Source organism: Nonomuraea sp. ATR24 (genome assembly GCF_041950485.1).
GTDB lineage: Bacteria > Actinomycetota > Actinomycetes > Streptosporangiales > Streptosporangiaceae > Nonomuraea > Nonomuraea ceibae.
Window position 1 is genome coordinate 478,115 of the sequence record NZ_JBGNUU010000001.1, and the last position, 26,513, is coordinate 504,627.

The 26,513-nt window shown below is 73.6% G+C and carries 27 protein-coding genes and 1 tRNA gene; 12 read left to right on the forward strand and 16 right to left on the reverse strand.

The annotated features are described in order from the left end of the window. Window positions 1–15: 15 nt before the first annotated feature. Complete coding sequence (locus ACBI99_RS02290) at window positions 16–1,770, reverse strand: protein kinase (RefSeq protein WP_375071571.1); 1,755 nt, start codon at window positions 1,768–1,770, stop codon at window positions 16–18. Between the two features lie 217 nt (window positions 1,771–1,987). Here ACBI99_RS02290 and ACBI99_RS02295 point away from each other — a divergent pair, with 217 nt between their 5' ends. The 3 genes from ACBI99_RS02295 (at window position 1,988) to ACBI99_RS02305 (ending at window position 6,906) form a co-directional block, all read left to right on the forward strand. Then, window positions 1,988–3,265, forward strand: coding sequence for a sensor domain-containing protein (locus ACBI99_RS02295; protein ID WP_375071572.1), 1,278 nt, complete (start codon window positions 1,988–1,990; stop codon window positions 3,263–3,265). 124 nt (window positions 3,266–3,389) lie between these two features. Next, complete coding sequence (locus ACBI99_RS02300; protein ID WP_375071573.1) at window positions 3,390–5,411, forward strand: AAA family ATPase; 2,022 nt, start codon at window positions 3,390–3,392, stop codon at window positions 5,409–5,411. Between the two features lie 115 nt (window positions 5,412–5,526). After that, entirely contained in the window at window positions 5,527–6,906 is a 1,380-nt protein-coding gene (locus ACBI99_RS02305; RefSeq protein ID WP_375071574.1) for a sensor histidine kinase, read from the forward strand. Here the strand turns inward: ACBI99_RS02305 and ACBI99_RS02310 are convergent. The 6 genes from ACBI99_RS02310 to ACBI99_RS02335 form a co-directional block, all read right to left on the reverse strand. Beyond that, window positions 6,863–9,991, reverse strand: coding sequence for a S8 family serine peptidase (locus tag ACBI99_RS02310; protein WP_375071575.1), 3,129 nt, complete (start codon window positions 9,989–9,991; stop codon window positions 6,863–6,865). The genes ACBI99_RS02305 and ACBI99_RS02310 overlap by 44 nt on opposite strands. Beyond that, the gene (locus ACBI99_RS02315) at window positions 9,988–10,863 is read right to left on the reverse strand and encodes a hypothetical protein (RefSeq protein WP_375071576.1); all 876 of its coding nucleotides are present in this window, start codon (window positions 10,861–10,863) and stop codon (window positions 9,988–9,990) included. The genes ACBI99_RS02310 and ACBI99_RS02315 overlap by 4 nt, the downstream gene beginning before the upstream one ends. Further along, on the reverse strand, window positions 10,860–11,426 hold the full coding sequence (locus ACBI99_RS02320; RefSeq protein ID WP_308125824.1) for an RNA polymerase sigma factor: 567 nt from the start codon (window positions 11,424–11,426) through the stop codon (window positions 10,860–10,862). Before ACBI99_RS02320 ends, ACBI99_RS02315 begins: the two co-directional genes overlap by 4 nt. A gap of 97 nt (window positions 11,427–11,523) precedes the next feature. Next, a tRNA-Lys gene (locus tag ACBI99_RS02325) sits at window positions 11,524–11,597 on the reverse strand. Window positions 11,598–11,647: 50 nt separating this feature from the next. Next, window positions 11,648–12,571, reverse strand: a complete 924-nt coding sequence (locus tag ACBI99_RS02330) for a nucleoside hydrolase (protein ID WP_219506907.1) — start codon at window positions 12,569–12,571, stop codon at window positions 11,648–11,650. Window positions 12,572–12,829: 258 nt separating this feature from the next. After that, on the reverse strand, window positions 12,830–13,222 hold the full coding sequence (locus tag ACBI99_RS02335; RefSeq protein WP_219506913.1) for an OsmC family protein: 393 nt from the start codon (window positions 13,220–13,222) through the stop codon (window positions 12,830–12,832). Window positions 13,223–13,274: 52 nt separating this feature from the next. Between ACBI99_RS02335 and ACBI99_RS02340 the strand changes: the two genes are divergently transcribed. Next, window positions 13,275–13,754, forward strand: coding sequence for a hypothetical protein (locus tag ACBI99_RS02340; protein ID WP_219506915.1), 480 nt, complete (start codon window positions 13,275–13,277; stop codon window positions 13,752–13,754). A gap of 56 nt (window positions 13,755–13,810) precedes the next feature. Then, on the forward strand, window positions 13,811–14,587 hold the full coding sequence (locus tag ACBI99_RS02345) for an FAD:protein FMN transferase (protein ID WP_375071577.1): 777 nt from the start codon (window positions 13,811–13,813) through the stop codon (window positions 14,585–14,587). On the opposite strand, the gene ACBI99_RS02350 is transcribed toward ACBI99_RS02345, so the two are convergent. Next, window positions 14,584–14,859 carry a hypothetical protein gene (locus tag ACBI99_RS02350; protein WP_219506919.1) on the reverse strand — a complete coding sequence of 92 codons (276 nt, stop codon included), beginning with the start codon at window positions 14,857–14,859 and terminating at the stop codon, window positions 14,584–14,586. The two genes, ACBI99_RS02345 and ACBI99_RS02350, sit on opposite strands and share 4 nt — an antisense overlap. A gap of 70 nt (window positions 14,860–14,929) precedes the next feature. On the opposite strand from ACBI99_RS02350, the gene ACBI99_RS02355 reads away from it, so the two are divergent. Next, window positions 14,930–15,310, forward strand: a complete 381-nt coding sequence (locus ACBI99_RS02355; protein ID WP_219506921.1) for a phage holin family protein — start codon at window positions 14,930–14,932, stop codon at window positions 15,308–15,310. Here the strand turns inward: ACBI99_RS02355 and ACBI99_RS02360 are convergent. The 4 genes from ACBI99_RS02360 to ACBI99_RS02375 are packed head-to-tail and all read right to left on the reverse strand — an operon-like array spanning window position 15,307 to window position 17,272. Beyond that, window positions 15,307–15,609, reverse strand: a complete 303-nt coding sequence (locus ACBI99_RS02360) for a hypothetical protein (protein ID WP_375071578.1) — start codon at window positions 15,607–15,609, stop codon at window positions 15,307–15,309. The two genes, ACBI99_RS02355 and ACBI99_RS02360, sit on opposite strands and share 4 nt — an antisense overlap. Further along, a complete protein-coding gene (locus tag ACBI99_RS02365; protein ID WP_219506924.1) occupies window positions 15,602–16,144 on the reverse strand; it encodes an RNA polymerase sigma factor in 543 nt (180 codons plus the stop codon). Before ACBI99_RS02365 ends, ACBI99_RS02360 begins: the two co-directional genes overlap by 8 nt. Then, window positions 16,137–16,259 (reverse strand): hypothetical protein, encoded by a 123-nt coding sequence (locus ACBI99_RS02370; RefSeq protein WP_281427050.1) that lies wholly within the window; start codon window positions 16,257–16,259, stop codon window positions 16,137–16,139. Before ACBI99_RS02370 ends, ACBI99_RS02365 begins: the two co-directional genes overlap by 8 nt. A 26-nt stretch (window positions 16,260–16,285) precedes the next feature. Further along, the gene (locus ACBI99_RS02375; protein WP_219506926.1) at window positions 16,286–17,272 is read right to left on the reverse strand and encodes a LacI family DNA-binding transcriptional regulator; all 987 of its coding nucleotides are present in this window, start codon (window positions 17,270–17,272) and stop codon (window positions 16,286–16,288) included. 83 nt (window positions 17,273–17,355) lie between these two features. Here ACBI99_RS02375 and ACBI99_RS02380 point away from each other — a divergent pair, with 83 nt between their 5' ends. Both ACBI99_RS02380 and ACBI99_RS02385 read left to right on the forward strand, forming a co-directional pair. Beyond that, the gene (locus ACBI99_RS02380) at window positions 17,356–18,216 is read left to right on the forward strand and encodes an amidohydrolase (protein ID WP_375071579.1); all 861 of its coding nucleotides are present in this window, start codon (window positions 17,356–17,358) and stop codon (window positions 18,214–18,216) included. Further along, window positions 18,213–18,731: a cysteine dioxygenase family protein gene (locus ACBI99_RS02385; protein WP_308125826.1), complete on the forward strand. Its 519-nt coding sequence runs from the start codon at window positions 18,213–18,215 to the stop codon at window positions 18,729–18,731. The genes ACBI99_RS02380 and ACBI99_RS02385 overlap by 4 nt, the downstream gene beginning before the upstream one ends. Here the strand turns inward: ACBI99_RS02385 and ACBI99_RS02390 are convergent. Genes ACBI99_RS02390 through ACBI99_RS02400 form a run of 3 tightly spaced genes read right to left on the reverse strand, consistent with a single transcriptional unit; the run spans window position 18,715 to window position 20,559 of the window. Continuing rightward, window positions 18,715–19,377 (reverse strand): hypothetical protein, encoded by a 663-nt coding sequence (locus ACBI99_RS02390; RefSeq protein WP_375071580.1) that lies wholly within the window; start codon window positions 19,375–19,377, stop codon window positions 18,715–18,717. The genes ACBI99_RS02385 and ACBI99_RS02390 overlap by 17 nt on opposite strands. 15 nt (window positions 19,378–19,392) lie before the next feature. Beyond that, window positions 19,393–19,944 (reverse strand): hypothetical protein, encoded by a 552-nt coding sequence (locus tag ACBI99_RS02395; protein ID WP_375071581.1) that lies wholly within the window; start codon window positions 19,942–19,944, stop codon window positions 19,393–19,395. 3 nt (window positions 19,945–19,947) lie between these two features. Beyond that, complete coding sequence (locus ACBI99_RS02400; RefSeq protein ID WP_375071582.1) at window positions 19,948–20,559, reverse strand: MFS transporter; 612 nt, start codon at window positions 20,557–20,559, stop codon at window positions 19,948–19,950. Window positions 20,560–20,627: 68 nt separating this feature from the next. Between ACBI99_RS02400 and ACBI99_RS02405 the strand changes: the two genes are divergently transcribed. Next, window positions 20,628–21,608 carry a LacI family DNA-binding transcriptional regulator gene (locus tag ACBI99_RS02405; RefSeq protein WP_375071583.1) on the forward strand — a complete coding sequence of 327 codons (981 nt, stop codon included), beginning with the start codon at window positions 20,628–20,630 and terminating at the stop codon, window positions 21,606–21,608. Between the two features lie 110 nt (window positions 21,609–21,718). Here ACBI99_RS02405 and ACBI99_RS02410 read toward each other — a convergent pair whose 3' ends face one another. Continuing rightward, window positions 21,719–23,101 (reverse strand): MFS transporter, encoded by a 1,383-nt coding sequence (locus ACBI99_RS02410; RefSeq protein ID WP_375071584.1) that lies wholly within the window; start codon window positions 23,099–23,101, stop codon window positions 21,719–21,721. A gap of 116 nt (window positions 23,102–23,217) precedes the next feature. On the opposite strand from ACBI99_RS02410, the gene ACBI99_RS02415 reads away from it, so the two are divergent. From ACBI99_RS02415 to ACBI99_RS02425, 3 genes are all read left to right on the forward strand, one after another. Further along, window positions 23,218–24,195, forward strand: coding sequence for a helix-turn-helix domain-containing protein (locus ACBI99_RS02415; RefSeq protein WP_219506936.1), 978 nt, complete (start codon window positions 23,218–23,220; stop codon window positions 24,193–24,195). Between the two features lie 80 nt (window positions 24,196–24,275). Next, the gene (locus tag ACBI99_RS02420; RefSeq protein WP_219506943.1) at window positions 24,276–25,226 is read left to right on the forward strand and encodes a sugar-binding transcriptional regulator; all 951 of its coding nucleotides are present in this window, start codon (window positions 24,276–24,278) and stop codon (window positions 25,224–25,226) included. A 196-nt stretch (window positions 25,227–25,422) separates the two neighbouring features. Then, a complete protein-coding gene (locus tag ACBI99_RS02425; RefSeq protein WP_219506945.1) occupies window positions 25,423–26,505 on the forward strand; it encodes a sugar ABC transporter substrate-binding protein in 1,083 nt (360 codons plus the stop codon). Window positions 26,506–26,513 lie beyond the last annotated feature (8 nt).

Consider the following 26,513-nt stretch of genomic DNA (forward strand, 5'->3'; position numbering starts at 1 on the left):
AGGGACGGCCCCGGCTCAGCCGAGAGCGGACCAGTCGCGGATGGGCCTCGGCCCTGTCAGCACCGAGTCCTCGTAGGCGACGTCGGTGACGCGGATCTTCATGTACCGGGTGCCCGAGAACACCCAGTAGTCGTTCGCCTCGCCCGGCACCGGCAGCATCTCGTCGATGCCCTGCCTGAACGCCGGGACCTTGTGGAACGTGCCGGGCCAGCCGTCGAGCCGCGCCGGGCCGCGGGTGATCTGGCCGCCGGGGCCCTCGCCGTCCAGCCTGGTCCGGACGTACCTGTCTCCGGAGAACACCCAGTACTGCTCCGGGTCGTCCGGGGTGCGCACCACCGCGTCGATGCCGTCGTCGGCGAGGTCGCCGAACACGTCCGCCCAGTCGCTGAGGGGTCGCGGCCCCGCCACCAGCGTGTCGTCGTACGCCTGGTCGGGGCCCGCCAGGCGGATGCGGACGTACTCGCGGCCGGAGAAGACCCAGTATTCGTCGGAGGAGCCCGGGACCCGCAGCGTCGCGTCGATCCGGTCCCGGAACGCGGGCAGGTCCTCGAAGGTGTCGTCCCAGGTCCGGAGCGGCGTGGCGGCTCGCAGGATCTCGCCTATCGGGTAACCCCGGGTGGAGAGGCGGGCCCGGACGTAGCGGTCGCCGGAGAACAGCCAATAGCCGCTCGGGGCGTTCAGCTCGGGGTCGTCGGGGACGGGCATCACCGCGTGGACGCGCCGCAGGGGCTCGGCGGCCGTGGCGCTGGGGGTGGCGGGCTGAGTGGCTGGCTGACTGGCCGGCGGGGTGGCGGGGCTCGTCGTCGCCGCCGCGGCGGCGGGGGTGTCGTCCGGGGCGCGGTTCGTGAGCGCGACCGCGGCCACGGCGGCCGTGAGCACGACGGCGGCCGTGATCGCCACCAGGCCGGGCAGCCGGCGACGCGGCACGGCGCGGGATCGTCGTCGCGGATGGGTCGGCAGGTCGGGCACGGTCGGCGTCGTCGAGGCGAAGGGCCGCAGCATCGCGCTCGCCTCCGCGATGGACGGGCGGTGGGCCGGGTCCTTGCGGAGCAGGGCTTCGAGCAGCGGGGTCAGCGGCCCGGCGGCGGGCGGGAGGTCCGCCGCCTCCTGGGCGATGGCGTGCAGCACCCCGGCGGGCTCCGGCCGGGCGAACGGGGACCGTCCCGACACCAGCACGCACAGGGTGACGCCGAGCGAGAACAGGTCGCTGGGCGGCCCTCCGGGCTGTCCGCGGAGCCGCTCGGGGGCGATGTACTCGAGCGTCCCCACCACCGCGTCGGTCTCGGTGAGCGAGTCGGTCCCGGTCAGCGCCGCGATGCCGAAGTCGCACAGAACCACCCTGCCGTCGCGGCGCAGCAGGACGTTGGCCGGTTTGACGTCCCGGTGCAGCGCGCCGGCGGCGTGCACGGTCTCTAGCGCGGACAGCAGCTGCAGGCCGATCGTCGCGGCGTCGGCCGGGGTCATCGGGCCGGCGGCGGCGAGGTGGTCCTTCAGCGAGGGGCCGTCCACGTACTCCATCACCAGCCACAACCGCTCGTCGTGGATCAGGAGGTCGTGCACGCCGAGGACGTTCGGGTGCGAGATCCGGGCGATGACCTGGGCTTCCCGGTGGGCCCTGGTGAGCTGGGCGGCGCGCGTCTGGCCGGTCGTCCGGAGGTGCATCTCCTTCACCGCCACCGTACGGCCGAGGAGTTGATCGGTCGCCCGCCACACGGTGCCCGTGCCGCCGCTGCCGAGCTGGTCCAGCAGTACGTACCGTTCAGAAAGCACGCGTGGTCCCCCGAGGTCGAAGATCGCCGTATGCCCCCATCTTCGGCCATTCCCGGGCGTCAGGCGGCTCGGATTGCCCGGGTGAATGGCTGCTGACTGCCACAATTCATGATGAATTCCTGCTGAGGCAACTAGTCCGGATATAGCCTGCTATACCGTTGCATGCCCGCCTGCTCCACCTCCGCGGAGCGTCCGGTCCTCAGTCGTGGGAGTGTGGATGACGGTCGACGATCGCGGGGATCGTCGGCGTCCGGGCGGACGCTGGGACGTGCAGGCCCGTGGCCGTGCCACGGTCGACGCGCTCGAACGCCTCGTCGGCGGCATGGGCACGGGGATCGTCGCCATGATCGCGCTGCTGCTGCTGACCGCCACCGCGCTGCTGTGCCTGGTCGGCGTGGGGCTGCTGCTGGTGCCCGCCGCACTGCGCGAGCTGCGGGAGGTCGCCGACCGCGAACGACGGCGGCTCTCGCGCTGGGGCCCAGAACTCACCGGCCCGAGCACGACCCCCTCCCGGCTGCGCGACGCGGCCACCGACCGCACAGTCCGCCGCGAGCTGGGCTGGCTGGTGATCCACGCCGGGTTCGGGGGGCTCCTGGGACTGCTCGCCCTCACGCTGCCGCTCCAGGCCCTCAAGGTCGCCGCCCTCTCGCTGTGGTGGTTGCTGCTGTCTCCGGAGCAGCCCGCGGTCGAATCCTGGGGATGGTGGACCATCAGGGACGTGCCCAGCGCTCTCGGCGTCGCCCTGCTGATCCCGGTGTGGATCGTCCTCACCATGATCGCCGCGCCCGGCCTGGCACGCTTGCAGGCATGGCCCGGGCGGCGGCTGCTGCGCCACGCCCCGGGTTCCGCCACGGATCTGACCTCGCGGGTGGCGGAGCTGACCGCGACGCGCGCCGCGGCCCTCGACGCGCACGCCACCGAGCTGCGCCGGATCGAGCGGTCGCTGCACGACGGGACGCAGAATCGGCTCGTCGCCGTCAACGTGCTGCTCGGGGCGGCCCGTCGCGCGCTGGAACGTGATCCGTCCACGGCCGGAGAGCCCCTCGTGCGGGCCCAGGACGCCGTCAGGCAGTCGCTCGACGAGCTCCGGGGGGTCGTGCGGAGCATCCTGCCGCCCGTCCTGATCGACCAGAGCCTCGCCGACGCGCTGACCGGCCTGGCCGCGACCAGCCCCGTGCCGTGCACCGTGGCCGTGGACCTCCCGGCCAAGGCCGCCGCCTCCGTCGAGGCCACCGTGTACTTCCTGGTCGCCGAGGCGCTCACCAACACCGCCAAGCACGGCCGTGCGCGGCACGTCGCCGTCGAGGCCCGCCGCGTGGGCGACCGGCTCCAGGTCCGGATCACCGACGACGGCCGAGGCGGGGCGGACGAGCGGCACGGTTCCGGGCTTCGCGGCATCCGCGGCCGGGTCGAGGCGCACGACGGGACGTTCACCCTGGACAGCCCGCCCGGCGGGCCCACCGTGCTGGCCGTGACCCTGCCCTGCGGGCCGTGATCCCCGCCGCTCCGGAGCCGGTACGGCCTGCTGTACCCGCAGGAGGCAGTGCGCGGGATCGCCCGCGCGCACCGGCGGCCCGTACCTTCGGTCCGTAGCGGTTGATCGAGGGGGAGCAAGGCGTATGCGCCTGGCGAGCGATTATGAACCGGAGCAACTGGGGCGACAGGTACACCTCGCGCGGGAGCAGGCCTTCGTCGGCCGGGGCGCGGAGCTGGCGGCCTTCCACGCGGCCCTGCACGGCAGCCACAGTGTCCTGTACGTGCACGGTCCCGGCGGCATCGGAAAGTCCGCGCTGCTGCGGCGGTTCGTCCAGGACGCCGCCGCCGCGAACCGCCCGGTGGTGCACATCGACGGCCGTGGGCTCGTGGCGTCGCCCGAGGCGTTCGAGGCCGAGGCCGCGCCGGTGCTGCGCGACCCGCGCGCGGTCCTGCTGGTCGACGCCTTCGAGCAGCTTCAGGAGCTGGAGGAGTGGCTGCGGGAGGAGTTCCTGTCGCGGGTGCGGATGGGGGCGCTGGTCGTGCTGGCCGGCCGGCACGCCCCGGACGTGCGCTGGCACGCCGACCCCGGGTGGGCCCGGGCCTTGCGGGTCATGCCGCTGCGTGACCTGCCGCCCGCCGAGGCGCGGGCGCTGCTCGACTCCTGCGGGGTGCCCGAGGAGTCGCGCGAGCGGGTGCTGGCCTTCGCGGGCGGCCATCCGCTGGCGCTGCTGCTGACCGCGGCGTCGGGGGGCGCGGAACCGGAGCACGAGCTCGTGACCGCGCTGCTGGACCAGCTCGTGGGCGAGGTGCCCTCGGCCGCGCACCGGCAGGCGCTGGAGGTCAGCGCGCACGCGTACGTGACGACCGAGGATCTGCTGCGCGCGGTGCTGACGCACGACGCCGAGGAGCTGTTCCGGTGGTTGCGCCGGTTGCCGTTCATGGAGTCGAGCGCCTCCGGGCTGTACCCGCACGCCCTGGTGCGCGAGATCCTGGAGGCCGACTTCCGCTGGCGGGACCGGCAGGGACACGCCGCCATGCACGAACGCGTCCGGGCCCACCTGGCCGGAAAGGTCCGGACGGCGGCCGATCCCGACGTGCCCGGCGCCGTGGCGGCCCTGCTCCACCTCCACCGCGGCGACCAGCCGGCGAGCGTACGCGACGCGCACTCGACGGCCGGGTTCCGCGAGGAGCCTCTGAACCCGGCGGACGTCGAGGCCCTGGTCGAGATGGCGGCCGAGACGGAAGGGGAGGAGGCCGCGGGCTGCGCCGCCTTCTGGGCCGGGCGCCGCCCGGAGGCGTTCCGCGTCTACCGCCGGGCCGCGACGGGCGAGCCCGTCGCCTGGTTCGCCTGGCTGCGGCTGCCGGGACCGGACCAGGAGGAACTCGCGGCCGACCCGGTCGTGGCCGCGGCGTGGGCGCACGCGCGGGCCACGGCGCCCCTGCGCGCGGGCGAGCACCTGGCCGTCGCCAGGATGTGGCTGCCACGGGGACGGCCGGGCGGCAGGGCGTTGACGGCGATGATGCGCTGGCGGGCCGTCGGGGAGTGCCTGCGGTCGGAGCAGATGGCCTGGTCCTACTGGGCGCTGCCGGAGCACGAGGCGCACGAACACCTGTGGCGCTGCGGCATCGGCAGGATCGACGTCCGGCCTCGCGTCGGGGACGCGGCCTATGACCTGTTCGCCCACGACTGGCGGGCGGTGCCGCCCCAGGCGTGGCTGGAGCGCTTCGGCCGGACGACGGCCCCGGAGGCGGGCGGCGGGGCGGGGCGGCTGGCGGTGCTGTCACGGGCCGAGTTCGGCGAGGCCGTCCGGCAGGCGTTACGCCACTTCTCGCGGCCCGGCGCGCTGGCCGCCTCGCCGCTGACGCGTACCCGGCTGGTCACCGAGCGGGCCGGGCGGGCCGGGCGTGATCCGGCGACGGCCCTGCACGACCTGCTCCGCGAGGCGATCGACGCCCTGCGCGACGACCCGCGCTCGGTCAAGCTGCACCGGGCGCTCGCCGTCACGTACGTGAGCGGCCCGCCCACCCAGCAGCTCGCCGCCACCCGGCTGGGCCTGCTCTTCACCACCTACCGCCGCCATCTGACGGCCGGCGTGGAGCGGATCGGCTCCGACCTCTGGCACGCCGAGCTGTACGGCGTCGCCGGTCCCCGTCACCGGCTGTGAGCCTGACCCTCTCTTATGACAAAAGCCCTGACATGGTGACATGTCGGCTATAACCTGCGTACCTCCGGTGCTGATCAGCGAACGGCCCTGTGCGTGGCCGAGGAGGTACGTTCCCATGACGGTCGCTGAGGGCTGCCGGGCCGCGCGGCTGCCGCGGGCGCGATGGCGGACGCGATGGGCCTGGCGCTGGGACGTGTTCGGCCGGGGCCGTGCCACCCTGGACGCGCTCGAACACCTCGTCGGCGGCATAGGCACGGGAGTCCTGGCGCTGGCCGCGCTCCTCACGGTGATCGTCACCGCCCTGGCCTGCCTGGCCGGCGTCGGGCTGCCGCTGATGCCGGCCGCGCTGCGCGGGTTGCGCGCGGTCGCCGACCGGGAGCGGGCCCGGCTCTCGCGCTGGCACCCGGACGAGATCATCGCCCCGCCCCCGCCCCCGGCCGGGCTGCGCGCCGCCCTCGCCGACCCGCCCGTGCGGCGCGAGCTGGCCTGGGCGGTCGTGCACGCGTCCACCGGCATCCTCGTGGGCGTGCTCGCCCTCACCTTCCCGGTCCACGCGGTCCAGGACGCGACCTTCGCGCTGTGGTGGTGGGTGCTGCCTGCGGGGGACGCCACGGCCGCGACCTACGGGATGTGGGAGGTCAGCGACCTGCCCAGCGCCCTCGCCGTCGCCGTGCTGGCCCCGATCGAGATCGCGCTCACCATGCTCCTAGCGCCCCGCATGTCCCGGCTGCAGGCCTGGTCCGGCCTGCGTCTCCTGCGGCCCGGCCCCGGCGTCGACCTGAGCCTGCGCGTGGCGCAGCTCACCGCGACCCGCGCCGCCGTCCTCGACGCGCACCTCGCCGAACTGCGCCGGATCGAGCGGTCGCTGCACGACGGGACGCAGAGCCGCCTCGTCGCCGTCGACGCGCTGATCGCGGACGCGCTGCGGGCGCTGGAGAGCGACGCGGCCGGCGACACAGCCACCGCCATGACCTCGATCGAACGGGCACAGACCACCGCCGAGCAGGCGCTCGCCGAGCTCCGGGGCGTTGTGCGGAGCATCCTGCCGCCCGTCCTGACCGACAAGAGCCTCGCCGACGCGCTCACCGGGCTGGCGGCGGCCTGCCCGGTGCCCTGCGTCGTCGACGCCGGCCCGCCGGTCAGGGCCGCCGCCTCCGTCGAGGCCACCGCCTACTTCGTGGTGGCCGAGGCGCTCGCCAACGTCGCCAGGCACAGCCGGGCCCGGTACGCCGTCGTCAGCGTCCGCCACCGGGACGACCGGCTGTGCCTGCGGGTGGTGGACGACGGACGCGGCGGGGCGGACGAGAGCGGCCCCGGGCTCACCGGCATCCGCCGCCGGGTCGAGGCGCACGACGGGTCGTTCCTGCTGAACAGCCCGGACGGCGGGCCCACCATCCTCAACGTGACCCTGCCAGGACCGCTTCAGCGTTCGTCGCGCGAGCTCGACGCGGCTATGGCGGGCCCACCGCGTACGCCCGGACGACGGTCTGGGTGAGGGCGGCGCCGCCGGCCGCCTCGACCCGGACGCGCAGCGACACGTAGCCCGGTGTGCCCGGGTTGCGGACGGCGGCCTGCCAGGACGGACCCGCGCCGGAGGCGCGCACGGGCCGCCAGGTCGCGCCGTCGTCGGCGGACGTCTCCAGGCGGACGCTCACCGGCCGGACCCCGCCCTCCAGCCGCATCGGCAGCCGGGTCAGCGATCCGGCGGGGGCGCGGTTGACCGCGTCGAGCCCGGCCGGGCCGAAGCGCATCGCCATCACCGGCAGCGGCCGTTCTTCCCCGGTGCGCGCGGAGGGCACCGTCCAGACGGCGTCCACGGCGGTGGACAGCGTCGCGGCCGGCCGGCGCGCAGACGCGCTGATCGTGTACGTGGCGGCTCCGGCCGGCAGCTTCGCCCGCATCTCGCAGGACTCCGGGGAGTCGATCCAGCAGCCGGCCAGGTCGGCGGTGGCGAGCACCTGCCCGTCCCTGGTGACGGTCGCCGTGCCCGTGGCCGCCTCGTCGCTCCCGGCCCGTCCGGCGGCGCCGTCGGCGAACAGGGCCGCCGGGCGGAACACCAGTTTGTCGCCGGTGCGCCGGGCGTGGATCCCGGCGAGCGACGGGCCCGTCACCGCGGCGTTCCACAGCTCTCTGGTGGAGCCTCGGCGTGCGATCCGCTCCTCGCCCGTGATCAGCGCGGTGCCGATCAGGAGCGCGCCGCTCCAGGAGAGGCCAGGTGTCCGGTACTGGGTCAGCGTGCCGGGCAGGTCCACGTCCTTGGGGGGCGCCAGGGGCATGCCGCTTGCGCTGCCGAGACGCACCGTCGTCAGCGGAGTCGCCGTGCCCGCCGTGCCCGCCGTGCCCGAGGCCCGGTAGGTCGAGGTCACCTTCGCCAGCTCCCGCCGTTCGGCCGCGTAGCCGGGATCGTCCGGGAGCCCGCCGACGTGACGCCGGGCGAGGTCGTAGAGGGAGCCGGTGGCCTCGTTCACCCACTGGTTCCTGATCAGGAACTTCAGGCCGGGCTCGCGGGCCGGGACGACGAACAGCCGGTCCGGGTACCTCGTGAACGAGAGCCAGGCCGTGGCCCATTTCCCGGACTCCAGCTGGAAGTCGAAGCCGTTGTCCTGGACCGCGCCCGGGTCGTCGATCGAGAACAGGAACTGCTTGCCGGCCCGCGCGTCCAGCGTCACCTCCTGGTCGGTCTCGCCCACGGTGACGACGGTGTGGGCGATGGTGGTGCCCTCGCGCTCGGAGGTGTCCGACAGCAGGCTCCACCGCCCCTTGGGCAGCCTGATCCCGGCGCGGCCGTCGGCGAAGGACAGCTCGTGCTGTACGCCGGTCTCCGGGTCGAAGGCGTGGACCAGCGGGTCGACGGGCGTGCCGGACCTGCCCAGGGCCGTGACGGTCACCAGGTGGGTCTCCGGTTCCACGTACGCGCCGACCGGCGTCCGGATCACCTGGTCGCCCGACCGGGCGGTGACGACGCCCGGGTGGTCGCCGGTCGGCCTGCCGCTCGCGTCGATCGTCAGCGTGACCGTCGCCTGCCCGTGCGCGGGCACCTCGGCGCGGTCCGCGGAGAGGCGGAGCAGCTCGCCCTCGGCGGTCAGGCCGAGCGTGACCGGGGTGTCGCCGGTGTTGGTGTAGGTGATGGTCCTGGTCGCCCCCCGCTCGGCCGTGCCGAAGGGGAAGAGCGCGTGCAGGCTGCCCGGTTCGGCCACCACGGGCTGGGCGAGCGCGCGGGCCACGTCGACCAGGCCGGCGCCCTGCCGGTACGGCGTCTCGTCCGCCGCGGGCGCCGCGCTGCCCATGAGGGCCGCCTTCAGCCGGGGGCCGGTCCAGCCGGGGTGGCGCTGGGCGAGGATCGCGGCGGCCCCGGCCACGTGCGGCGCGGCCATCGAGGTGCCGTCCATCGCGACGTGGGCGCCGCCCGCCTGCGCCGCCACGATCCCGACGCCCGGCGCCGTGACGTCCGGCTTGATCGCGTGGTCGCCGAGGCGGGGCCCGGCGCTGGAGAAGGGGGCCAGGCGGCCGTCCCGGTCCACGGCGCCGACCGTCAGGGCGGCGTCGGCGCTGCCGGGGCTGCTCACCGGGTTGCGGCCGGAGTTGCCCGCGGCGACCACGAACAGCGCGCCGGTCCGCTCCGACAGCACGTTCACGGCCTGTTCCACGGGGTCCAGCCCGGGTGTGTCGGAACCGCCCAGGCTCATGTTGACGACCTTGGCCCCGACCTCGACGGCGGCCCATTCCATGGCGGCCAGCAGAGCCGATTCGGTGAACGTGCGGCTGCCCAGCTTGGCCACGGCGATCTCCGCGTCCGGGGCCACGCCCCGGTACTTCTCCCCCGCCCCCGCGATGGTCGACGTCACATGGGTGCCGTGGCCAATGTTGTCGCGGATGTCGGGTTCGTCGCTGAAGTTGCGTGACTGCTTGACCGCGTTCTTCAGGTCGGGGTGATCGGGGTCGTACCCGGAGTCGAGCACGGCGACCTTGACGCCCTTGCCGGTGAAGCCCTGGCTCCACGCGGTGGGCGCGCCGATCTGCTCGGCGCTGCGGTCGAGGGTGAAGGCACGGCGGCCGTCCAGCCACAGCTTGGCCGTCCCGGCGGCCAGTGACGGACCGCCCCCGCCCGCGAGGTCCCGCCAGGTCCGGGCGGCGCTCGCCTTGGGCAGTCGCGTCGTGGTCAGGCCGGCGGCCGCGAGGCGCCGGGCCGGCCCGGCGTCCCGCAGCCGGCCTGCCGCCTCGCTCGCCGACTGGACGATGAGCGGGATGTCCTTCCTGGTGGCGTCGCCGTAGCCCCACTGGAGTAACTGGGTGACGTCGAACAGCCGCCGGTCGAGCACGCCCTTGGCGATCAGCGGGCGGGCGTCGGACGGGATCACGTGCAGGTGGCCCCCACGCACCTGCCCGGAGAAGCTGACCTCGCGGTCGTCCGCGGGCGTCACCCGGTATCCCCGGCCTGTCACCGTGACGCGGTCGCCGGTGATGAGCGTGACCTCGTCCGCGGCGGGAGCCGGGGGCTCGGCGCTCGCCCGCGCGGGCGGCGACGGCGTCACGACCGTGGCCGCCACCAGCAGCAGCAGCGTAACCGCCGGCGCCTTCACGAGCCGCTTCCGTCGCCGTCGGAGCAGCCGTGCTTGCGGTCGATCGTCCGCTTGAGCTCCTCGTCCATCGGCTCCTCGCCGACGACGAGGAACGCCTTGCCGTACTCGGACAGCCCGCCGCCGGTCACGTACAGGGAGTCGGGCGCCGTCGTCGTGACCTCCGCGTCCTCGCCGTCCGAGCCGGGCTTCGTGATCGCGAACTCGGTGATCGTCACGCCGAGCGAGGCCAGGGTCCTGCGCACCTCGCCCACGCGGAGGTTGACGAACGGCTTGCAGTGCAGGAGCTCGCCCCGGCTGCCCAGCGAGGTGACGACCTGGTACTCCTCCCCGGGACGGCCTTCGCGGCCCAGCTTGAGCTCGGCGGCGCCGGTGAAGTCCTTGGCGATGGTGAGCCCGATCGGGCAGCTCAGCGTGGGGGCGCATCCCTTCGGGCGGTCGATCGTCCTGATCTTGTCCGCGTGCGGGAACGGGCCCTTGCTCCACCCCGGGGTGTCGAGGTGGATCTCGCCCACGTAGGAAGGGGGGACGGGCACGACCTTGAGCGAGACGTTCAGGCCCGCCTCCTTGAGCTGGGCGGTGTAGACCTCGGGCCGGGCGTACAGGTCCTTGACCTCGATCAGGTAGTGGTCGCCGGCGTCCTTGATGTTCAGCGCGGAGGCGGGGGCGGCGCCCAGCACGGCCGTGAGCGACCAGCCCGCGGCGACCGCCGCCGCGAGCGGCAGCGCCAGGATCGGCCGCCGCCACAGCGGGCGCCGGGTGCGCGGTGCGGGTTCGGCGGTGTCCATGATCCGGGTCAGCATCTCCACGGCCGCCGGGGTGAGCCCGGGACCGGGGTCGGGGGCCAGGCTTTTGACGACCTCGTCGGGGGTCATGCGCTCTCCTTGGCAAGGCGTACGGCGCGCGTGCCGTACGCGCTCAGGTCGATGTCGTGGGCGGCCAGCTCGGCGGCCAGGCGCTTGCGCGCGCGGTGCAGGCGCTGGCGGACGGCCACGCGCGAGCAGCTCAGCACCTTGGCGATCTCGCCGGTGTCCAGCCCTTCCCAGCCCACCAGCGACAGCAGCTCCCTGTCGTCCTCCGACAGGCGGGCGAACGCCGCCCCGGCTCCTGCCGGGATCCGGTCGGCCGCGGCGGCGCCGGCGGCGAGCTCTTCGCGAAGGCGCACTGTCAGGGCCGTGTGGCGCAGGGCGCCGCGCCGATGGTTGGCCAGGACGCGCCGCGCGGTGCCGTACAGCCACAGCCTGGCCTCGTCACCGGCCGGCACGTCCGCCAGCCGTCGCCAGGCCGTGGTGAACGTCTCGGCGATCACGTCGGCGCAGTCGTCCGGATGGTCGGTGCGACGGCGGACGTAACCGGAGACGGCCGCGTAGTGCTCCGTGTAGAGCTCTTCGAAGCGCTGCCGGGGCGCCACGGCTTCCTTCTGGTTCAGGAATGTCACATGAGAGTGAATGTCCGGCAATGTACCGGTGTGACAGGGCGGGCTTCGGACAGCAAGAAGCCCCAGCTCAGCGAACTGAACTGGGGCTCTGTCGGGGTGCGCCGCCAGGGACTCGAACCCCGGACCCGCTGATTAAGAGTCAGCTGCTCTGACCAACTGAGCTAGCGGCGCTTGCGACAGGTGTAACTGTACCAGCCGCCGCAGGCTGCCCGCACATCAGATCATCCGAGCCGGTCAGCCAGCTCCCGGTAGGTCCCCAGCACCAGCTCCCAGAACCGCGTCACGTCCAGCCCGGTCGCCACCAGCGCGTTCGGCTGCCGGTCGCGCAGGCGGAAGTCGACGACCGTCATCCCCCGGGTGAACTCGCCGATGGTCTCCACGTTCACCATTGCCGGGGTCTGCGTGACCAGGGACGGGTCCATCACGTACGCGACCGCGCAGGCGTCGTGGATGGCCGGGCCGCCGTCGGCGGTCACCTCGCCGTAGAACTGGGCGGCGGGGACCAGGAGTTCGGCGAGCCTGCCCAGCGGCCGCATGCGTTCCAGCACGTCGGAGGTGACGGTGGCGGTGAGCGTCACGTCCAGGCCGAGCATCTTGACCGTCCAGCCGGCCCCGAACACGATCTGGGCGGCCTCGGGGTCGGCGAGGATGTTGAACTCGGCCGCCGGGTTGTGGTTGCCGCGGGTGAACGAGCCGCCCATGATGACCAGGTCACGCGCCCATTCGACCACCCGGGGCTCGCGCAGCACGGCGAGCGCGATGTTGGTGAGCGGGCCGATGGCGACCAGGGTGATCTCGCCGGGGGCGGCGCGCAGGGTGTCGATGATGCGGTCGGCCGCGTGCCCGTCGGCGACGGTGAGGCTGGGGGCGGGCAGGACGACGCCGCCGAGGCCGCTCTCGCCGTGCACGGCGGCGGCCCGTACGGTGCGGCGCAGCAGCGCGCCGGAGCTGCCGGCGGTGACGGGCACGTCGCCGAGGCCGAGGAACTCGCGCAGGGCGAGGGCGTTGGCGGTGGTGAGGGAGAGGTCGACGTTGCCGCCGACGGTGGTGATGGCGACGATCTCCAGGCCGGGGGCGCCGGCGGCGAGGGCGAGCGCCATGGCGTCGTCGATGCCGGGATCACAGTCAATGAGGACTTTGGTCACGAAACCGTACGATACGCAAGAATCGGGGCCGGGCAGCTTCCCCCAAAGACTGCCCGGCCCCGATCCGAAGGCGGTCCAGGCCGGCGCCTTCCCCCAAAGGCGCCGGCGGTCCCGCACTGGCAGACCGCGGTCCCCCTCCGCGTCCGCTCCGGTGTAGGTCCTCTCAGGCCGGTCGCACTGCTTCCGACCTGCTTCGACACTACCGAGCCCTATGCAACGGACGCGTCATAACGCAGTTTAATATCCGCCTAATCAGGGCTACGGGATGTCCAAACGGACCTCGGTACCCTCCGAGAGCGAGGTGCCGACCGTGCAGTACTTCTCGTGCACCCGCGCCGCGACCGCCCTGAAGACCTCGTCGGCCTCCTCCGAGGGCAGTTCGACGTCGTAGGTGATGGTGACCGGGCCCAGGCGGTTGGGCTCGACCTTGTCCGCGGCGACGGTCATCGCCAGCCGCACCAGCCGGTGCCCGCGCTTGGCGGTGAGCGGCTCGACGGTCACGATGTTGCACCCGCCGACGGCCGCGAGCAGCAGCTCGACCGGGGTGAACACGCCCTCGTCGGTGCCGCCGCCCATGCGCACCTCGGCGCCGCGGGCGTTCGTCGCCCTGAACCCACCATCATCAGTCCGCTCAACACGCACGTTAGCCATGTTTTAGACCTTACTCAGATGGTTCTCATGTTCGGCACCCACAGTCGTGGACATGGCTCCTCTGCTGCTCTGCTCCGGCGTCGCGGCCGTCCTGCTCGGCACGTCGCGGCCCCTGGCCCTGCTCGTGTACGGCGTCGCGGCGCTGATGACCCTGCGCGGGCACCGGGGGCCCGCCCGCACCCGGGGCACCGTGCTCATCGCCACCGGCCTGGAGCCCGGCGCGCTGCGCTCCCTGCTGGCGAGCCGGGACGACGCCACCGTGGCCGTCTACCGCACCGACCGGGTGACCGAAGAGCTGCGCGACCTCCAGGACAGGTACGGCCTGGTGCTGGTCGTCGGCCAGGAACACGACCCCCGGGCCAAGGAACGGGTCAGCGCCTCCGGCCTGAGCCGGCAGGTGCCCGACATCGCCGAGCGCGAGGTGGTGCTGGCCGGGCCGCGCCACTTCCAGCGGTACGTGCGCGGCGCCCTGGCGCGGCTGGCCGTGCCGGAGACCCAGGTCAGAAGCACGACCGTCAAGTCCCGGCAATAGGCTTAACACGACATTACGCGCCATATGGGACTGTAGCTGGGGACAAGGAGGCAAAGGTGACGACTTTCCCCGGAAGCGCTCGGGTCGAGACGGTCATGGGCACGCAGGTCAGCGTCGACATCCGCACCGCCCTGCCGCAACGCGAGCTCACCCCTCTGCTGGACGATGCCTTCGCCTGGCTGCGCTGGGTGCAGGAGACGTTCGGCGCCACCAGCCCGGACAGCCAGATCACCCGGCTGAACCGCGGCCAGACCATCAGGCAGATCCCCGAGCTCATCGAGGTGCTGCACCGCTGCGACGAGCTGAGCGAGGCGACCGACGGCTGGTTCGAGGCCCGCAGGGACGGCGTCGTCGACCCGTCCGGCTACATCAAGGGGTGGGCACTGGAACGCCTCTCCCGCGCGCTGGCCAACGCCGGCGCCGTCGACCACCGCATCAACGCCGGCGGCGACATCCGGGTGCGCGGCTCGGCCGCGCCGGGCAAGCGCTGGCGGGTCGGCGTCCGCGACCCGCACACGGGGCTGGTGCGCCGGGTGCTGTTCGCCAACGACCTCGGCATCGCCACCTCGGGCGGCTCCGGGATCGTCAACCCGCGCACCGGGGAGCCGGAGACCACGCTCGGCTCGGTCACCGTGCTCGGCCCCGACCTGGGCGTCGCCGACGGCTACGCCACCGCCATGTACGCGATGGGACCCGTCCTGGCCCGGCGCTTCGCGCTGGAACAGGCGGCGGAGGGACCGTACGAGACATTGATCGTCAGCCGGGACGGACAGGAGTTCGGCACGCCCGGCCTGGCCGGCTACGGCGGGACGGAGACCCGCCTGGCCGGCTAGGCGTCGGGGTGCTCGCGCAGGTAGGCCAGGTAGACAGGACGCAGCGCCTCGCCCAGCTCGCCCTCACCCGCCGCGAGGGCGTCGCTGAGCAGCGCCGAAACGCGGCTCAGGTCGGCCGTGGTCTCCTTCTCGTGGCCGGACGCCGCCTCGGCGGCGGGGATCACCTTCAGCAGGTTCCACAGGAATCCCAGATCCCCGTGGCGCACGGCGTAGCGCACCGCGCGGTCGTGCAGCTCGGCGGCCGGCAGCGACTCCAGATCAGTGGCTTCCATCTCACTCCCTCCCCCATGGCACGCACCTTTCCCTCGTCCGGGGGCCGATAACGTGGGAGGATCAATCAGCGTGAGATTCATCATCCGAACCCTGGCGGCAGCGGCCGCCCTCTGGGTGGCCCTCCAGCTCCTCGACGGCATCCGGATCACCGCCCCTGAGAACTCGCTCTCCTACTGGGGCACGCTGCTGATCGTGGCGCTGATCTTCGGCCTGATCAACGCCATCGTCAAGCCCATCGTCAAGGCCCTGGGGTGCGCGCTCATCGTGCTCACGCTGGGCCTGTTCCTGCTGGTCATCAACGGCGCCATGCTGATGCTGACGAGCTGGATCTCCGGCCAGCTCGACATCCCCTTCCACGTGGACGACTTCTGGCCGTCGGCGATCGTGGGCGCGCTCATCATCAGCGTCGTGAGCTGGATCCTCGGCCTGATCATCCCCGGCGACGACTAGCCTGTCGCGGGTCCACGCGGAGAGCTGACCGGGCCGCGTGGGCCGGCGTAGGTCAGCTCGCACTTCCCGTCGGCGCACGAGCGCCGCAACCGGCCCATCGAGACCGTCTGGGCCAGCCCGATCGCCCAGCACGCCGGGCAGCCGCGCAGCGCCAGCAGCCCGACGGGGGCCAGCAGCAGGCTGACCGGCCCGAGCAGCGGCAGCAGCGCCACCACCCCGGCCAGCGCCCCGAACCCGGCCGCCCCGCGCAACAGGTGGCGGGGCAGCGACGCGCTCGCGAAACTCCTGCCGTCAGACATCTCCGGTTCCCCTCTCCAGTGTGTGGTGGACGGCCGCCCTGGCCCGGTGCAGCCGTGACTTCATCGCCGGGACGCTGAGACCGAGCGCGTCGGCGACCATCCGGCCGCTGATCCCCTGCACGTCCCGCATGATCAGCACGCGCCGCTGGTCGGCGGGCAGCGCGGCGATCGCCGCCGCCACCCGCCCGGCCTCCAGGCGGTCCAGCACCTCCTCCTCCGCCGACCTCGCGGCGGTCTCCGGGGGCGGCGCGGGCGGCCGCCCCAGCATGCGGGCACGGCGCAGGCACTCGTTGCGGACGATGCGGAACATCCACGACGCCAGCGCCCCGGACGCCCGCAACGTCCCGATCTTCCGGTAGAGGATGATGAGCGCTTCCTGCGCGGCGTCCTCGGCGTCCTCCGGGGTCGCGCACAGCGAGCGGGCGAAGCGCCGCACGTGCGGGTGCGAGCCCGACACCAGCGCCGCGATCGACTCGGCGTCGCCCTCCTGCGCGCCCGCGATCAGCCTGGCGCCGGGCCAGGACTGCTCAGCCACGCGACCTGCTCCTGCGGCGCAGGACGAGCACGCACGTGCAGACGAGCACGGCCCCGGCGATGACGGCGGCGGCGACGATCATGACGACCTCCCTGGTCGATGGCTTCTCGGTCATAAGAGGCAGGGAGGCGGTCAAAGGATTCAGCGGGCGGCGACGGAGCCGCGCTCGCGGAGGGTGGGCTGCTGGACGACGCGGCGGCGCCGGGCCCCGCCGTCGGCCGCCTCCGCCATCAGGCGGACCGCGGCCGAGACGATCCCGTCGATGTTCCAGTCGACGGTCGTCAGCCCCGGCGTGAGCAGCCCGGACATCGGATGGTCGTCGTAACCCAGGACCGACACGTCGCCGGGGATGGACAGGCCCAGCTCCGCCGCCGCCGCGTAGACCCCGTACGCGATCGAGTCGGCGAAGCAGAAGACGGCGCTCGGGCGGGCGCCGGAGAGCAGGGCGCGGGCGGCGGCGGTGGCGGCGGCCAGGTCGTGCGGGGCGGTGGCGACCTCGATGTCGAGGCCCAGCCGGTCGCCCTCGGCGGTGACGTGCACGTCGGCGGGGCGGTCGGGGGTGCTGGGCCGGGTCGGGGTGAGCACGCCGACGCGGCGGTGGCCGAGGGCGCGCAGGTGCTCCAGGGCGAGCGTGACGCCGCGCCGGTTGTCGAAGACGACCTCGCCGGCCGTGCCCGCCAGCGAGTCGCCGATCGCCACGACGGGCAGCGACTCGCACAGCTCGGGCCAGAACTCCGCCGCCGGGTCGAGCGGCTGCACGATCATGCCGTCGACGCGCTGGTCGCGGAGCTGCTGGGCGAGGGCGCGCTCGCGGCCCGGGTCGCCGACGGCGTCGAGGATGAGCGCGTAGCGGTCCTTCTCGCGCAGGCCGCGGCTGATGCCGACGGCCAGCGACTGCTGCCACAGGTCCTCCAGCGAGGCGCAGAGCAGCCCGATCATGCCGGTGCGGCCGCTGGCCAGGGCCCTGGCGATGGGGTCGGCCTCGTAGCCGAGCCGGTCGGCGGCGGCGCGCACGCGCTGCATGGTCTCCTCGGAGACCTGGAGGCCGCGCAGTGCGTAGGAGACCGCGGCGGGCGACAGACCGGTCGCCTGGGCCACTTCCCGGAGCGTCGCTCGCTTGCGGGGCATCCTGACACCCTAAACGGTGCCGGTGACAGAAGCTCCCTAGTTTCATGTATTGTCAGTCGGAAATACAGGAAGGAGCCGTTCCGGTGAGCATCGACGTGCACCAGCATGTCTGGACGCCCGCGTTCGTCCGCGCGCTGCGCGCCCGCGCGACCCCGCCGCGCCTCGACGGCTGGACGCTGCTCCTGGACGGCGAGCCGCCCTACGAGGTGGACCCGGCGGCCCACGAGCACCGCGACACCACCGGCCTGGAGCTGGCGCTGGTCTCGCTGTCGAGCCCGCTCGGCATCGAGTCGCTGCCGCCCGGCGAGGCGTGGCCGCTGCTCGACGCCTACCACGCGGGCGCGCTGGCGCTGCCGCCGCCGTTCGGCGCCTGGGCCGCCACCTGCCACAGCGCCCCCGACCCCGACCGGCTGGCCGCCGACCTCGACCGCGGCTTCGCCGGCCTGCAGATCCCGGCCACCGCCGGGTTCGACGACGCCCTGCTGGAAGTCCTCACCGACCGCGACCTGCCGCTGTTCGTGCACCCGGGCCCCGCCCGCGGCCCGGCGGACGGGCCCGGCTGGTGGCCCGCGGTCGTCCCGTACGTGCAGCAGATGCACGCCGCCTGGCACCGCTTCCACGCCGAGGTACGGCCCCGGCACCCGCGCCTGCGAGTGTGCTTCGCGCTGCTCGCCGGACTCGCCCCGCTGCACACCGAACGGCTCATCGCCCGGGGCGGCGGCGGCCGGGGCCTGGTCGACCCCGACAGCTACGTGGAGACCTCCTCCTACGGGCCGCGCGCCATCGACGCCGTGGTCCGCGAACTCGGCGTCGACGTCGTCGTCAACGGCTCAGACGCCCCCTACGGCACCGCGCCCGACCTCGGGCTGGGCGCGGCGGCCGCACATGCCGTCCATGTCACCAACCCGCGCCGCCTGCTCGGCGGAAAGGAGTCATCAACGTGAGCGAGCACCTCGGCACCCCGATCCCCGAACGCACCCTGGACCGGCGGGAGCTGCGCGACCTGGTCGACCGGCTGGCCGCCGACCCCGCCGGCTGGCAGGACCAGGTCGACTTCCCGGCCGACGGCCGCAGGCACTACGCCTCGCTCTACCGGGACGCGTACGTGGACGTGTGGCTGCTGTGCTGGCGGCCGGAGGACGACACGGGCTGGCACGACCACGACGTGTCCTCCGGCGCGGTGCACGTGGTGGAGGGCGCGCTGCTGGAGTGCAACCCGCGCATCGGCGGCGAGCACCTGGAGACCGTGGTGCCCGAGGGGCGCTCGTTCTCCTTCGGCCCCGACCACATCCACCGGCTCACCGGCGCGACCGAGCGCAGCGTCTCGATCCACGCCTACTCGCCGCCGCTGTGGCGGCTGGGCCAGTACTCGATCGACGACAGCGGCGTCATGCGGCGCGTCTCGGTCAGCTACGCCGACGAGCTGCGGCCCCTCGACGGCGTCAGCGCTGTGGCCTGAGCACGCAGCAGCTTCCGCAGGCCTCCACGTCCGGCAGCGTGATCCACAGGCAGCACGTCCGGCGGAAGTAGCCGTCACCGGCGGGCTCGACGAGCCCGTCGACCGGCTTGCCGATCTCCTTGAGCAGCCCCATGTAGTCGGCCCGCTCGATCTGCGTCAGCGGGTGCGCGATCGCCTCGGCGGTCGAGCCCCACAGCGTCCGCTCGCCCACCTTGGCCATCGCGCTGAGCGCCCGGACGAGCGGGCGCTGCGACTCGGCGAGCGCGCCGCCGATCGCGGCGGGCGCGGAGTCACCCGAGGCCCAGGTCACGCCGGTGGCGGCGATCGTCACCCCGGCGTCGGACACCTTGAAGTACGTGTCGGCCAGCCGCATGATCGGCACCCGCCCGTCCAGCGCCCAGCCGAGCGCCATAGGCAGCGTGTGCCAGTAGCCGTAGGTCTTCCAGAACAGCGCCGCGCCGACGTGCCGTGGCGCGTTCCAGCGGGCCGCCGTCTGGTCGACCAGCTCGCCCAGCAGCGTGTGGGGCTCGCGGGCCAGCTCGGCGGCGGGGGTCCAGCTATCGTCGGGATCGATGACCAGGCCCGGCTCGACACCGATCACGCCGCCGCGCGCGTCGGCCATCCGGGTGAGCACCTCGGTCAGCACGTTCGACCCCTTCGCCTATAGGTAAGCCTTGCCTAAGGTAGCAGGGCGTCCGGCGAACCAGCCAGCGACCAGTTGCAGCCCCACCATCGCCAGCCCGAACACCAGCGGCGCCGTCCACCCGCCCGACTCCTGCCGCAGCAGCCCGAACACCAGCGGCCCCACCGCCGCCAGCAGGTAGCCCGCCGACTGGGCCACGGCCGACAGCGCCGTCACCTCGGCCGGATCGGCCGGCCGCATCGCGATGATCAGCAGCGCCAGCGCGAACGACGCGCCCTGCCCCACCCCCAGCACGATCATCGACAGCCACGGCAACGTCGCCGGCGCCACCAGCACCGCCACGTAACCCGCCGCCGTCAGCAGCGTCGCCGCCATCACGTACGGCACCTGCGACGGCCGCCGCCCGGCCAGCACCGGCACCGCCAGCGTCGCGCCCACCTGCACCAGCGTCGTCAGGCTGAGCAGATAGCCCGCCTGGTCCGCGGGCAGCCCGGCGTCCAGGAAGATCTTCGGCAGCCAGGCCAGCATCACGTAGAAGGTGAGCGACTGCAGGCCCATCCAGGCGGTCACGTATCAGGTCACCCGGCTGCGCACCACGGCGCGGAACGGGCGCGGGCCCTGCCTCGGCGCCGCCCGCCCGCCGAACGCCTGCGGCAGCCACAGCAGCGCCGCCACCAGCGCGGGCACCGCCACCAGCGCCGACACGCCGCGCCAGCCGTAGCCGGTGACCTGCTCCAGCGGCACCACCAGCGCCGACGACGCGGCGGCCCCGCCCACGATGCCGGCGCTGTAGACGCCCGTCAGCAGGTTGACCCGGCCCGGGAAGTGCTGCTTGACGAGGCCCGGCATGGCGACGTTCATCACCGCGATGGCCGTGGCCGCGACGGCGGCGCCCGCGTACAGCACGAGCGGGCCGTCGAGGCCGCGCACCGCCACGCCGCCCGCCAGCACCAGCAGGCCCGCCAGCAGCGTACGGTCCAGCCCGATCCGCCCGGCCAGCATCGGCGCCACCGGCCCGAACACGCCCAGGCACACCACCATGACCGTCGTGATGCCCCCGCCGCCCGCGGGCGTCAGGCCGGTGTCGGTCATGATCTCGTCGAGGAGGGGGGAGATGCCGGCGATGGCCGGGCGCAGGTTCAACGCGGCCAGCACGAGCCCGGCCACGAGGAGAGCAGCTCTCATAGCGGATCTACCTTCCCATATCCGTTGACAACGTTGTCTGCGCCGGATCGGTGCGGCAGTATCCAGTCGTGAGACCGACGATGAAGGACGTCGCCTCGGCGGCCGGCGTGGCCCTCAAGACCGTGTCCCGCGTGGTCAACGGCGAACCCGGCGTCCACCCCGCCACCGCCGACCGCGTGCGCGCCGCCATCGACACGCTCGGCTACAGCCGCAACGAGAGCGCCCGCGTCCTGCGCCGGGGCCGCACCGCCACGATCGGGCTCGTCATCGAGGACGTCGCCGACCCGTTCTACTCCTCACTCGGCCGCGCCGTCGAAGACGTCTCCGCCTCACACGGCTGCCTCCTGCTCAGCGGCTCCTCCAGCGAGGAACCCGCCAGAGAACGCGAGCTCGTGCGCACCTTCTGCGCCCGCCGCGTCGACGGGCTCATCATCGTCCCCGCCGGCGCCGACCACACCTACCTGCGGCCCGAACTCGACGCCGGCACCCCCGCCGTCTTCGCCGACCGGCCCCCCGGGCCCGGCGTGGACGCCGACACCGTGCTCAGCGACAACAGCGGCGGCGCCGCCCTCGCCACCCGCCACCTGCTGGCCCACGGCCACACCCGGATCGCCTTCCTCGGCGACGACCCCGCCATCTTCACCGCCGACCGGCGGCTGCACGGCTACCGCGCCGCCCTCGGCGACCGCTACGACGAACGGCTCGTCGCCATGCGCGCCCCCGACCTCGATTCCGTACGGGCCGACCTGCGCCGCATGCTGGCCCTCGACCAGCCCCCCACAGCGGTGTTCACCGGCAACGGCCGCCTCACCGTCACCGCCCTGCGCGCCCTCGCCGGGCAGCCGATGGCGCTCGTCGGGTTCGACGACTTCGAACTGGCCGACCTGCTCGTCCCCGGCGTGACCGTCGTCGCCCAGGACCCCGCCGGCATGGGCCGCACCGCGGCCGACCTGCTGTTCCGCCGCATGGCCGGCGACACCGGGCCCTCCGAGCACCCGCTGCTGCCCGTCCGCCTCATCCCCCGCGGCTCCGGCGAGCTGGTGCTGTGACCAGAAGGGTTCACGCGCCTGGCCGTCCCCCACCTCCACGTGGTGCTCCGCCTCCTCCAGAGCGATGACGGCCTCCCGTTCGCTCAGCTGGGGAACCAGAACCAGGTCGCTCACCCGACCGGCGTCGCCACCCGGCGCGGCGGGCGCAGCGAACCCGCCAGGGCGAACGCCACGGCCACACCCGCGGCGCCCGCGGCCACGATCGCCACCTGCGGCGAGAACACCTCGCCCAGCACCCCCACCAGGGCCGCGCCCGCCGCCTGGCCCGTCATCAGACCCGCCGACAGCAGGCCGAACGCCTGACCGCGCACCTCCTCCGGGACCGCCTCCAGGAAGCGGCGCTGCAGGCCCAGCTGGTACGACAGGCCCGCCGCCGCCACCGCCGCCAGCACCGCCGCCCAGCCGGCACCCGGACCCGCCACGAACCCCAGCCACGGCACCCCGAGCAGCACCGCGAGCGGCAACGACAACCGCTCCCGCAGCAACGGCGCCGCGAACCTGCCCACGGCGAACTCCCCCACCGCCATGCCACCGGCCGCCGCCGCCAGCACCACGCCCGCCTCCCCCTGGCCGCCCAGATACGGCACGATCATCGCCTCCGCCCCGGCCAGCCACAACGTCGGCGCCCACGACGCCAGCAACAACCCCCGCACCCGGGGATCGGCCACGAGCATCCGATTCACCCGCAACGTCTCCCGCACCGCCCCCGCCGAACCCCCACCGAAGCCGACCCGCCTTGCGGAGGCGCCCCGCCCACCGGCGACGACCCGCTCCCCGGGGACGGCGGCCGGCCCCTCGGGCTCGGGATGGGCGGGGGAAGCGGTGTGGTCGGCCGACGCGGCCTCGGAGAGGGTGGCGGGCTTCGGGAGGGGGGTGCGGCGGGGGGTGTGGTGGGGGGTGTGGTGGGGGAGGCCGAGGCGGAGGATGAGGGCGGCGACGGCGGAGAGGCCGGCCGTGGCGGCGAGGGCCGTGTGGGGCCCGGCGGCGGCGAGGAAGGCGCCGCCGACGGCGAGGCCGGCGATCTGGGCCGAGGCGGAGGTGACGCCGAAGAGGGAGCGCCCGAGGACGAAGGCGTCGCCGGGCAGCACCTCGGGCAGCAGGGCGCTGCGCGCGGCGCCGAAGACGGGCGAGAACAGCCCGGTGACGAGGACGAGCGCGAGCATCGCCCAGACGGGCAGTCCGGCGTAGGCGAGCAGCAGGCAGACGACGACGCGGACGAGCTCGCCGGCGATCATGAGGCCGCGGGCGGGGAGCCGGTCGGCGAGGGAGAGCAGGAAGAGCCCGCCGAAGATGTAGGGCAGCCAGCCGGCCATGTAGGCGGCGGCGGACAGCCCGGGTGACCCGGTCTGGGCGAAGACGAGCACGGACAGGGCGAGCATCTTGATGGAGTCGCCGGCCACGAGCAGCGCGAAGCTGCCGAACAGGACCCGGAACTCGCCTACCGCGAACACCTCTCGGAAGGTGGCACCGCGTTCGGTGGACTCGGTGGACACGTACGGCTCCTTCACAGGCTGGGGGCGGCCCCGAGGGAGGGTGGGGCCGCCGGGTTCGATGGTGGCGGCCGCCGGCGTACGGAGGCGATGCTTTCGGATATAACCGAAAGGTGGGTGTGAGCATTGAGGTGACCCCGCAGGACGTGGCGGCGAGCAGGTTCGCGATCTCGCCGCTGATCGAGACGATGCACGCGCAGTGGGTGCTGAGCGGCCGGATCGGTCCGGGGCCGCATCGGCGCTGGCTGGAGCGGTGGCGGGGGGCGTACGAGGAGTTGGAACGCCGGCATCCGGTGCTGGAGGCGATCCTGTACGTGGCGGCGAACAAGGGGCAGGCGAACGTGGACTTCGTGGCGCCGCCGCCGGCCGGGTTGAAGGTGCCGTTCGAGGCGGAGCTGGCGGCGGTGCGGGTGACGCCGGTGGAGCAGGCGCACGCGGAGATCGCCCGGGTGCTGGCGGCGCGGGCGCCGGTGCCCGCGCCGGCGCGGGAGCTGCTGCTGGGCGGCGACGTGGTGCGGCTGGTGGCGGACGCGTTCGAGGAGTTGTGGAGCAGGATCGTCCGTCACAGCTGGCCGTTCTTCCACGCGATCCTGGAGCGCGACGTGGTGCAGCGGGCCGGGCGGCTGGCGACGTACGGCTGGGCGGCGGCGTTGGAGGACCTGAGCGCGCAGGTGCGCTGGCACGACGACGGGCACATCACGGTGCGCGTGTCGGGGCGGGAGCGGCATCGGCTGGGCGGCCGGGGGCTGCTGTTCGTGCCGTCGGTGTTCACCACGGGGGTGGGCGCGTATCTGGCGGAGGCGTGGCCGTACGCGCTGGTCTATCCGGCGCGCGGCACGGGCGTGGTGCCGCCGGCGGCGGACGGCGCGGGGCTGGTGGCGCTGATCGGCCGGACGCGGGCGCGGATCCTGGCGGAGCTGGCCACGCCGGCGACGACGACGCACCTGGCCGCGCTGCTCGGGCAGAGCGTGGGCGGGACGGGCGGGCACGTGGCGGCGTTGCGCGGCAGCGGCCTGATCACCGGCACCCGGACGGGGCGCAGTGTCCTGTATGCGCGGACCGCGCTGGGGGACGCCTTGATCGCGGGTTCCCTCTAACCTTTCCTCTGGAGAGCACGAAGGTATAGTCAAAGCGCATCCGTTCAGCAACAACGTTCACGATCCAGGGGGCGCGCGCCATGAACGACGACGCCGTACAGGAAGCCCGCTTCCCGCACGAGCTGATGTACGCGGCGGCGTCGCAGTACTACCTCCAGGACGCCACGCAGGCCGACATCGCCAAGCGGCTCGGGGTGAGCCGGGCGACGGTGAGCCGACTGCTCACGGAGGCGCGCAAGCAGGGCATCGTCGAGATCCGCGTGCACCGGCCGGCCACGCTGGCCGAGGGCCCGCTGGCCGGTGAGGTGGCCGACGCGCTGCGGCTGCGGCGCGTCTACCTGGTGCCCCGGGTGAGCGGCCCGGCGCTGGGCCCGTGGCTGGCTCCGGGCCTGGCCAGGGCGCTGGCGGGGGCGGAGCTGAAGTCGGGCGACGTGGTGCTGGTGTCGTCGGGCAGCACGGTGTACGAGTGCGCCCGCGAGTCGCTGGGCCGCTATCCGGGCGTGACGATCGCGCCGGCGGTGGGCGGCCAGCAGGATCCGCAGCCGTGGTTCCAGACGAACGAGACGACCAGGCTGCTGGCCGAGCGGGTGGGCGGCGTGCCGAGCTACCTGTACGCGCCCGCGCTGCCGGGTCCCGAGCTGTTCTACTCGCTGCGGCACGAGCCGTCGGTGCGCCGGGTGATGGACCAGTGGGCGCACGCGAAGTGCGCGATCGTGGGCGTGGGGTCGCCGCCGCTGATGCGGCAGGTGGTGCCCGCGTTCGTGCCGCGTGACGCGCCGAGCCTGCGTGAGGCGGTCGGCGACGTGTGCTCGCGCTTCTACGACCGTGACGGCGAGCCGGTGGGCTATCCGGGCAGCGAGCGCCTGGTCGCGGCCGGTCTGGAGGAGCTGCGGCGCATCCCTCACTCGATCGCGGTCGCGGTGGGCGCGGAGAAGGTGCTGTCGATCGTCGCCGGAGCCAGGGGCGGCTACTTCAACCAGCTCGTCACCGACGCGCTCACGGCCGAGAGCCTGCTCGCCGCCACTCGCTGACCCTTCCCCCGGGTGAACCCCAGGTCACAGCCATGCCAATTCCGTGAACAGAATTGCTGGACAAATATTCTGAGCCGGGCTAGCGTGAGGCGCACCACAGGACGTGACCCTGCGTGAGGGGGCGTCCCTGGTCGCACTCGGGGGACGCGACGCAACGAAACCGTCCGTGAGGACGTAGCGAGTGAGGAATGATCCCGTGAACACAACCAAGATCCGGATCGCGGCCGTGGCGGTCCTCGCGACTTCCGCGCTCGCCGCGTGCGGCTCCGGCTCCACCGGCGGCGACGCGGGCAGCGGCGGCACCGGCGGCGGCGTCGAGAACGCCAAGGTGGCCTTCCTCATGCCGGACCTCGCCTCCACCCGGTACGAGCTGCAGGACCGGCCGCTGTTCGAGGCCAAGGTCAAGGCCCTCTGCCCGACGTGCAGCGTCATCTACCAGAACGCCGACTCCGACGCGGCCAAGCAGCAGCAGCAGGCCAACTCCGCGCTCGCCCAGGGCGTCAAGGCGATCGTGATCGACCCGGTCGACTCCGCCGCCGCGGCCACCATCGTGAAGTCCGCGCAGTCGCAGGGCGTGCCGATCATCGCCTACGACCGGCCGATCCCGGCCACCCCCGCCGACTACTACATCTCCTTCGACAACGAGAAGATCGGCGCCATGATCGGCCAGTCGCTGGTCGACCACCTCAAGGCGGAGAAGGCCGAGGGCGGCCTGCTGCAGGTCAACGGCTCCCCCACGGACGCCGCCGCCGGCCTGATCAAGAAGGGCATCCACTCGGCCATCGACAACAGCGGCTTCAAGCTGCTGGCCGAGTACGACACCCCCGACTGGCAGCCGGAGAAGGCGCAGACCTGGGTCAGCGGCCAGATCACCCAGTTCGGCGACGACATCGCCGGCGTGGTCGCGGCCAACGACGGCACCGGCGGCGGCACGATCGCCGCGTTCAAGGCCGCGGGCAAGGACGTGCCGCCGGTGACGGGCAACGACGCCGAGGTGGCCGCCGCCCAGCGCATCATCAAGGGCGACCAGTACAACACGATCTCCAAGCCGATCAAGATCGTGGCGGAGGCCGCGGCGGACGTCGCGTTCAAGTTCATGAAGGGCGAGAAGCCGGCCGGTGAGGCGACGCTGTTCAACACGCCGTCGCAACTGTTCACGCCGACCGTGGTGACGCGGGAGAACATCAAGGAAGTGCTGTTCGACAGCGGCATCATGAAGGCCGCCGACGTGTGCACGGCCGAGTACGCCGAGGGCTGCACCGAGCTCGGCATCAAGTAGGGGAGTCT

Excerpts from the sequence above, each read along its gene's own strand:
- ACBI99_RS02295 (WP_375071572.1), top strand. The coding sequence starts at position 1,988 with ATGACGGTCGACGATCGCGGGGATCGTCGGCGTCCGGGCGGACGCTGG.
- ACBI99_RS02300 (WP_375071573.1), top strand. The coding sequence starts at position 3,390 with ATGCGCCTGGCGAGCGATTATGAACCGGAGCAACTGGGGCGACAGGTA.
- ACBI99_RS02305 (WP_375071574.1), top strand. The coding sequence starts at position 5,527 with ATGACGGTCGCTGAGGGCTGCCGGGCCGCGCGGCTGCCGCGGGCGCGA.
- ACBI99_RS02315 (WP_375071576.1), bottom strand. The coding sequence starts at position 10,863 with ATGACCCCCGACGAGGTCGTCAAAAGCCTGGCCCCCGACCCCGGTCCC.
- ACBI99_RS02335 (WP_219506913.1), bottom strand. The coding sequence starts at position 13,222 with ATGGCTAACGTGCGTGTTGAGCGGACTGATGATGGTGGGTTCAGGGCG.
- ACBI99_RS02340 (WP_219506915.1), top strand. The coding sequence starts at position 13,275 with ATGGCTCCTCTGCTGCTCTGCTCCGGCGTCGCGGCCGTCCTGCTCGGC.
- ACBI99_RS02350 (WP_219506919.1), bottom strand. The coding sequence starts at position 14,859 with ATGGAAGCCACTGATCTGGAGTCGCTGCCGGCCGCCGAGCTGCACGAC.
- ACBI99_RS02360 (WP_375071578.1), bottom strand. The coding sequence starts at position 15,609 with ATGTCTGACGGCAGGAGTTTCGCGAGCGCGTCGCTGCCCCGCCACCTG.
- ACBI99_RS02370 (WP_281427050.1), bottom strand. The coding sequence starts at position 16,259 with ATGACCGAGAAGCCATCGACCAGGGAGGTCGTCATGATCGTCGCCGCC.
- ACBI99_RS02375 (WP_219506926.1), bottom strand. The coding sequence starts at position 17,272 with ATGCCCCGCAAGCGAGCGACGCTCCGGGAAGTGGCCCAGGCGACCGGT.
- ACBI99_RS02400 (WP_375071582.1), bottom strand. The coding sequence starts at position 20,559 with ATGAGAGCTGCTCTCCTCGTGGCCGGGCTCGTGCTGGCCGCGTTGAAC.
- ACBI99_RS02420 (WP_219506943.1), top strand. The coding sequence starts at position 24,276 with ATGAACGACGACGCCGTACAGGAAGCCCGCTTCCCGCACGAGCTGATG.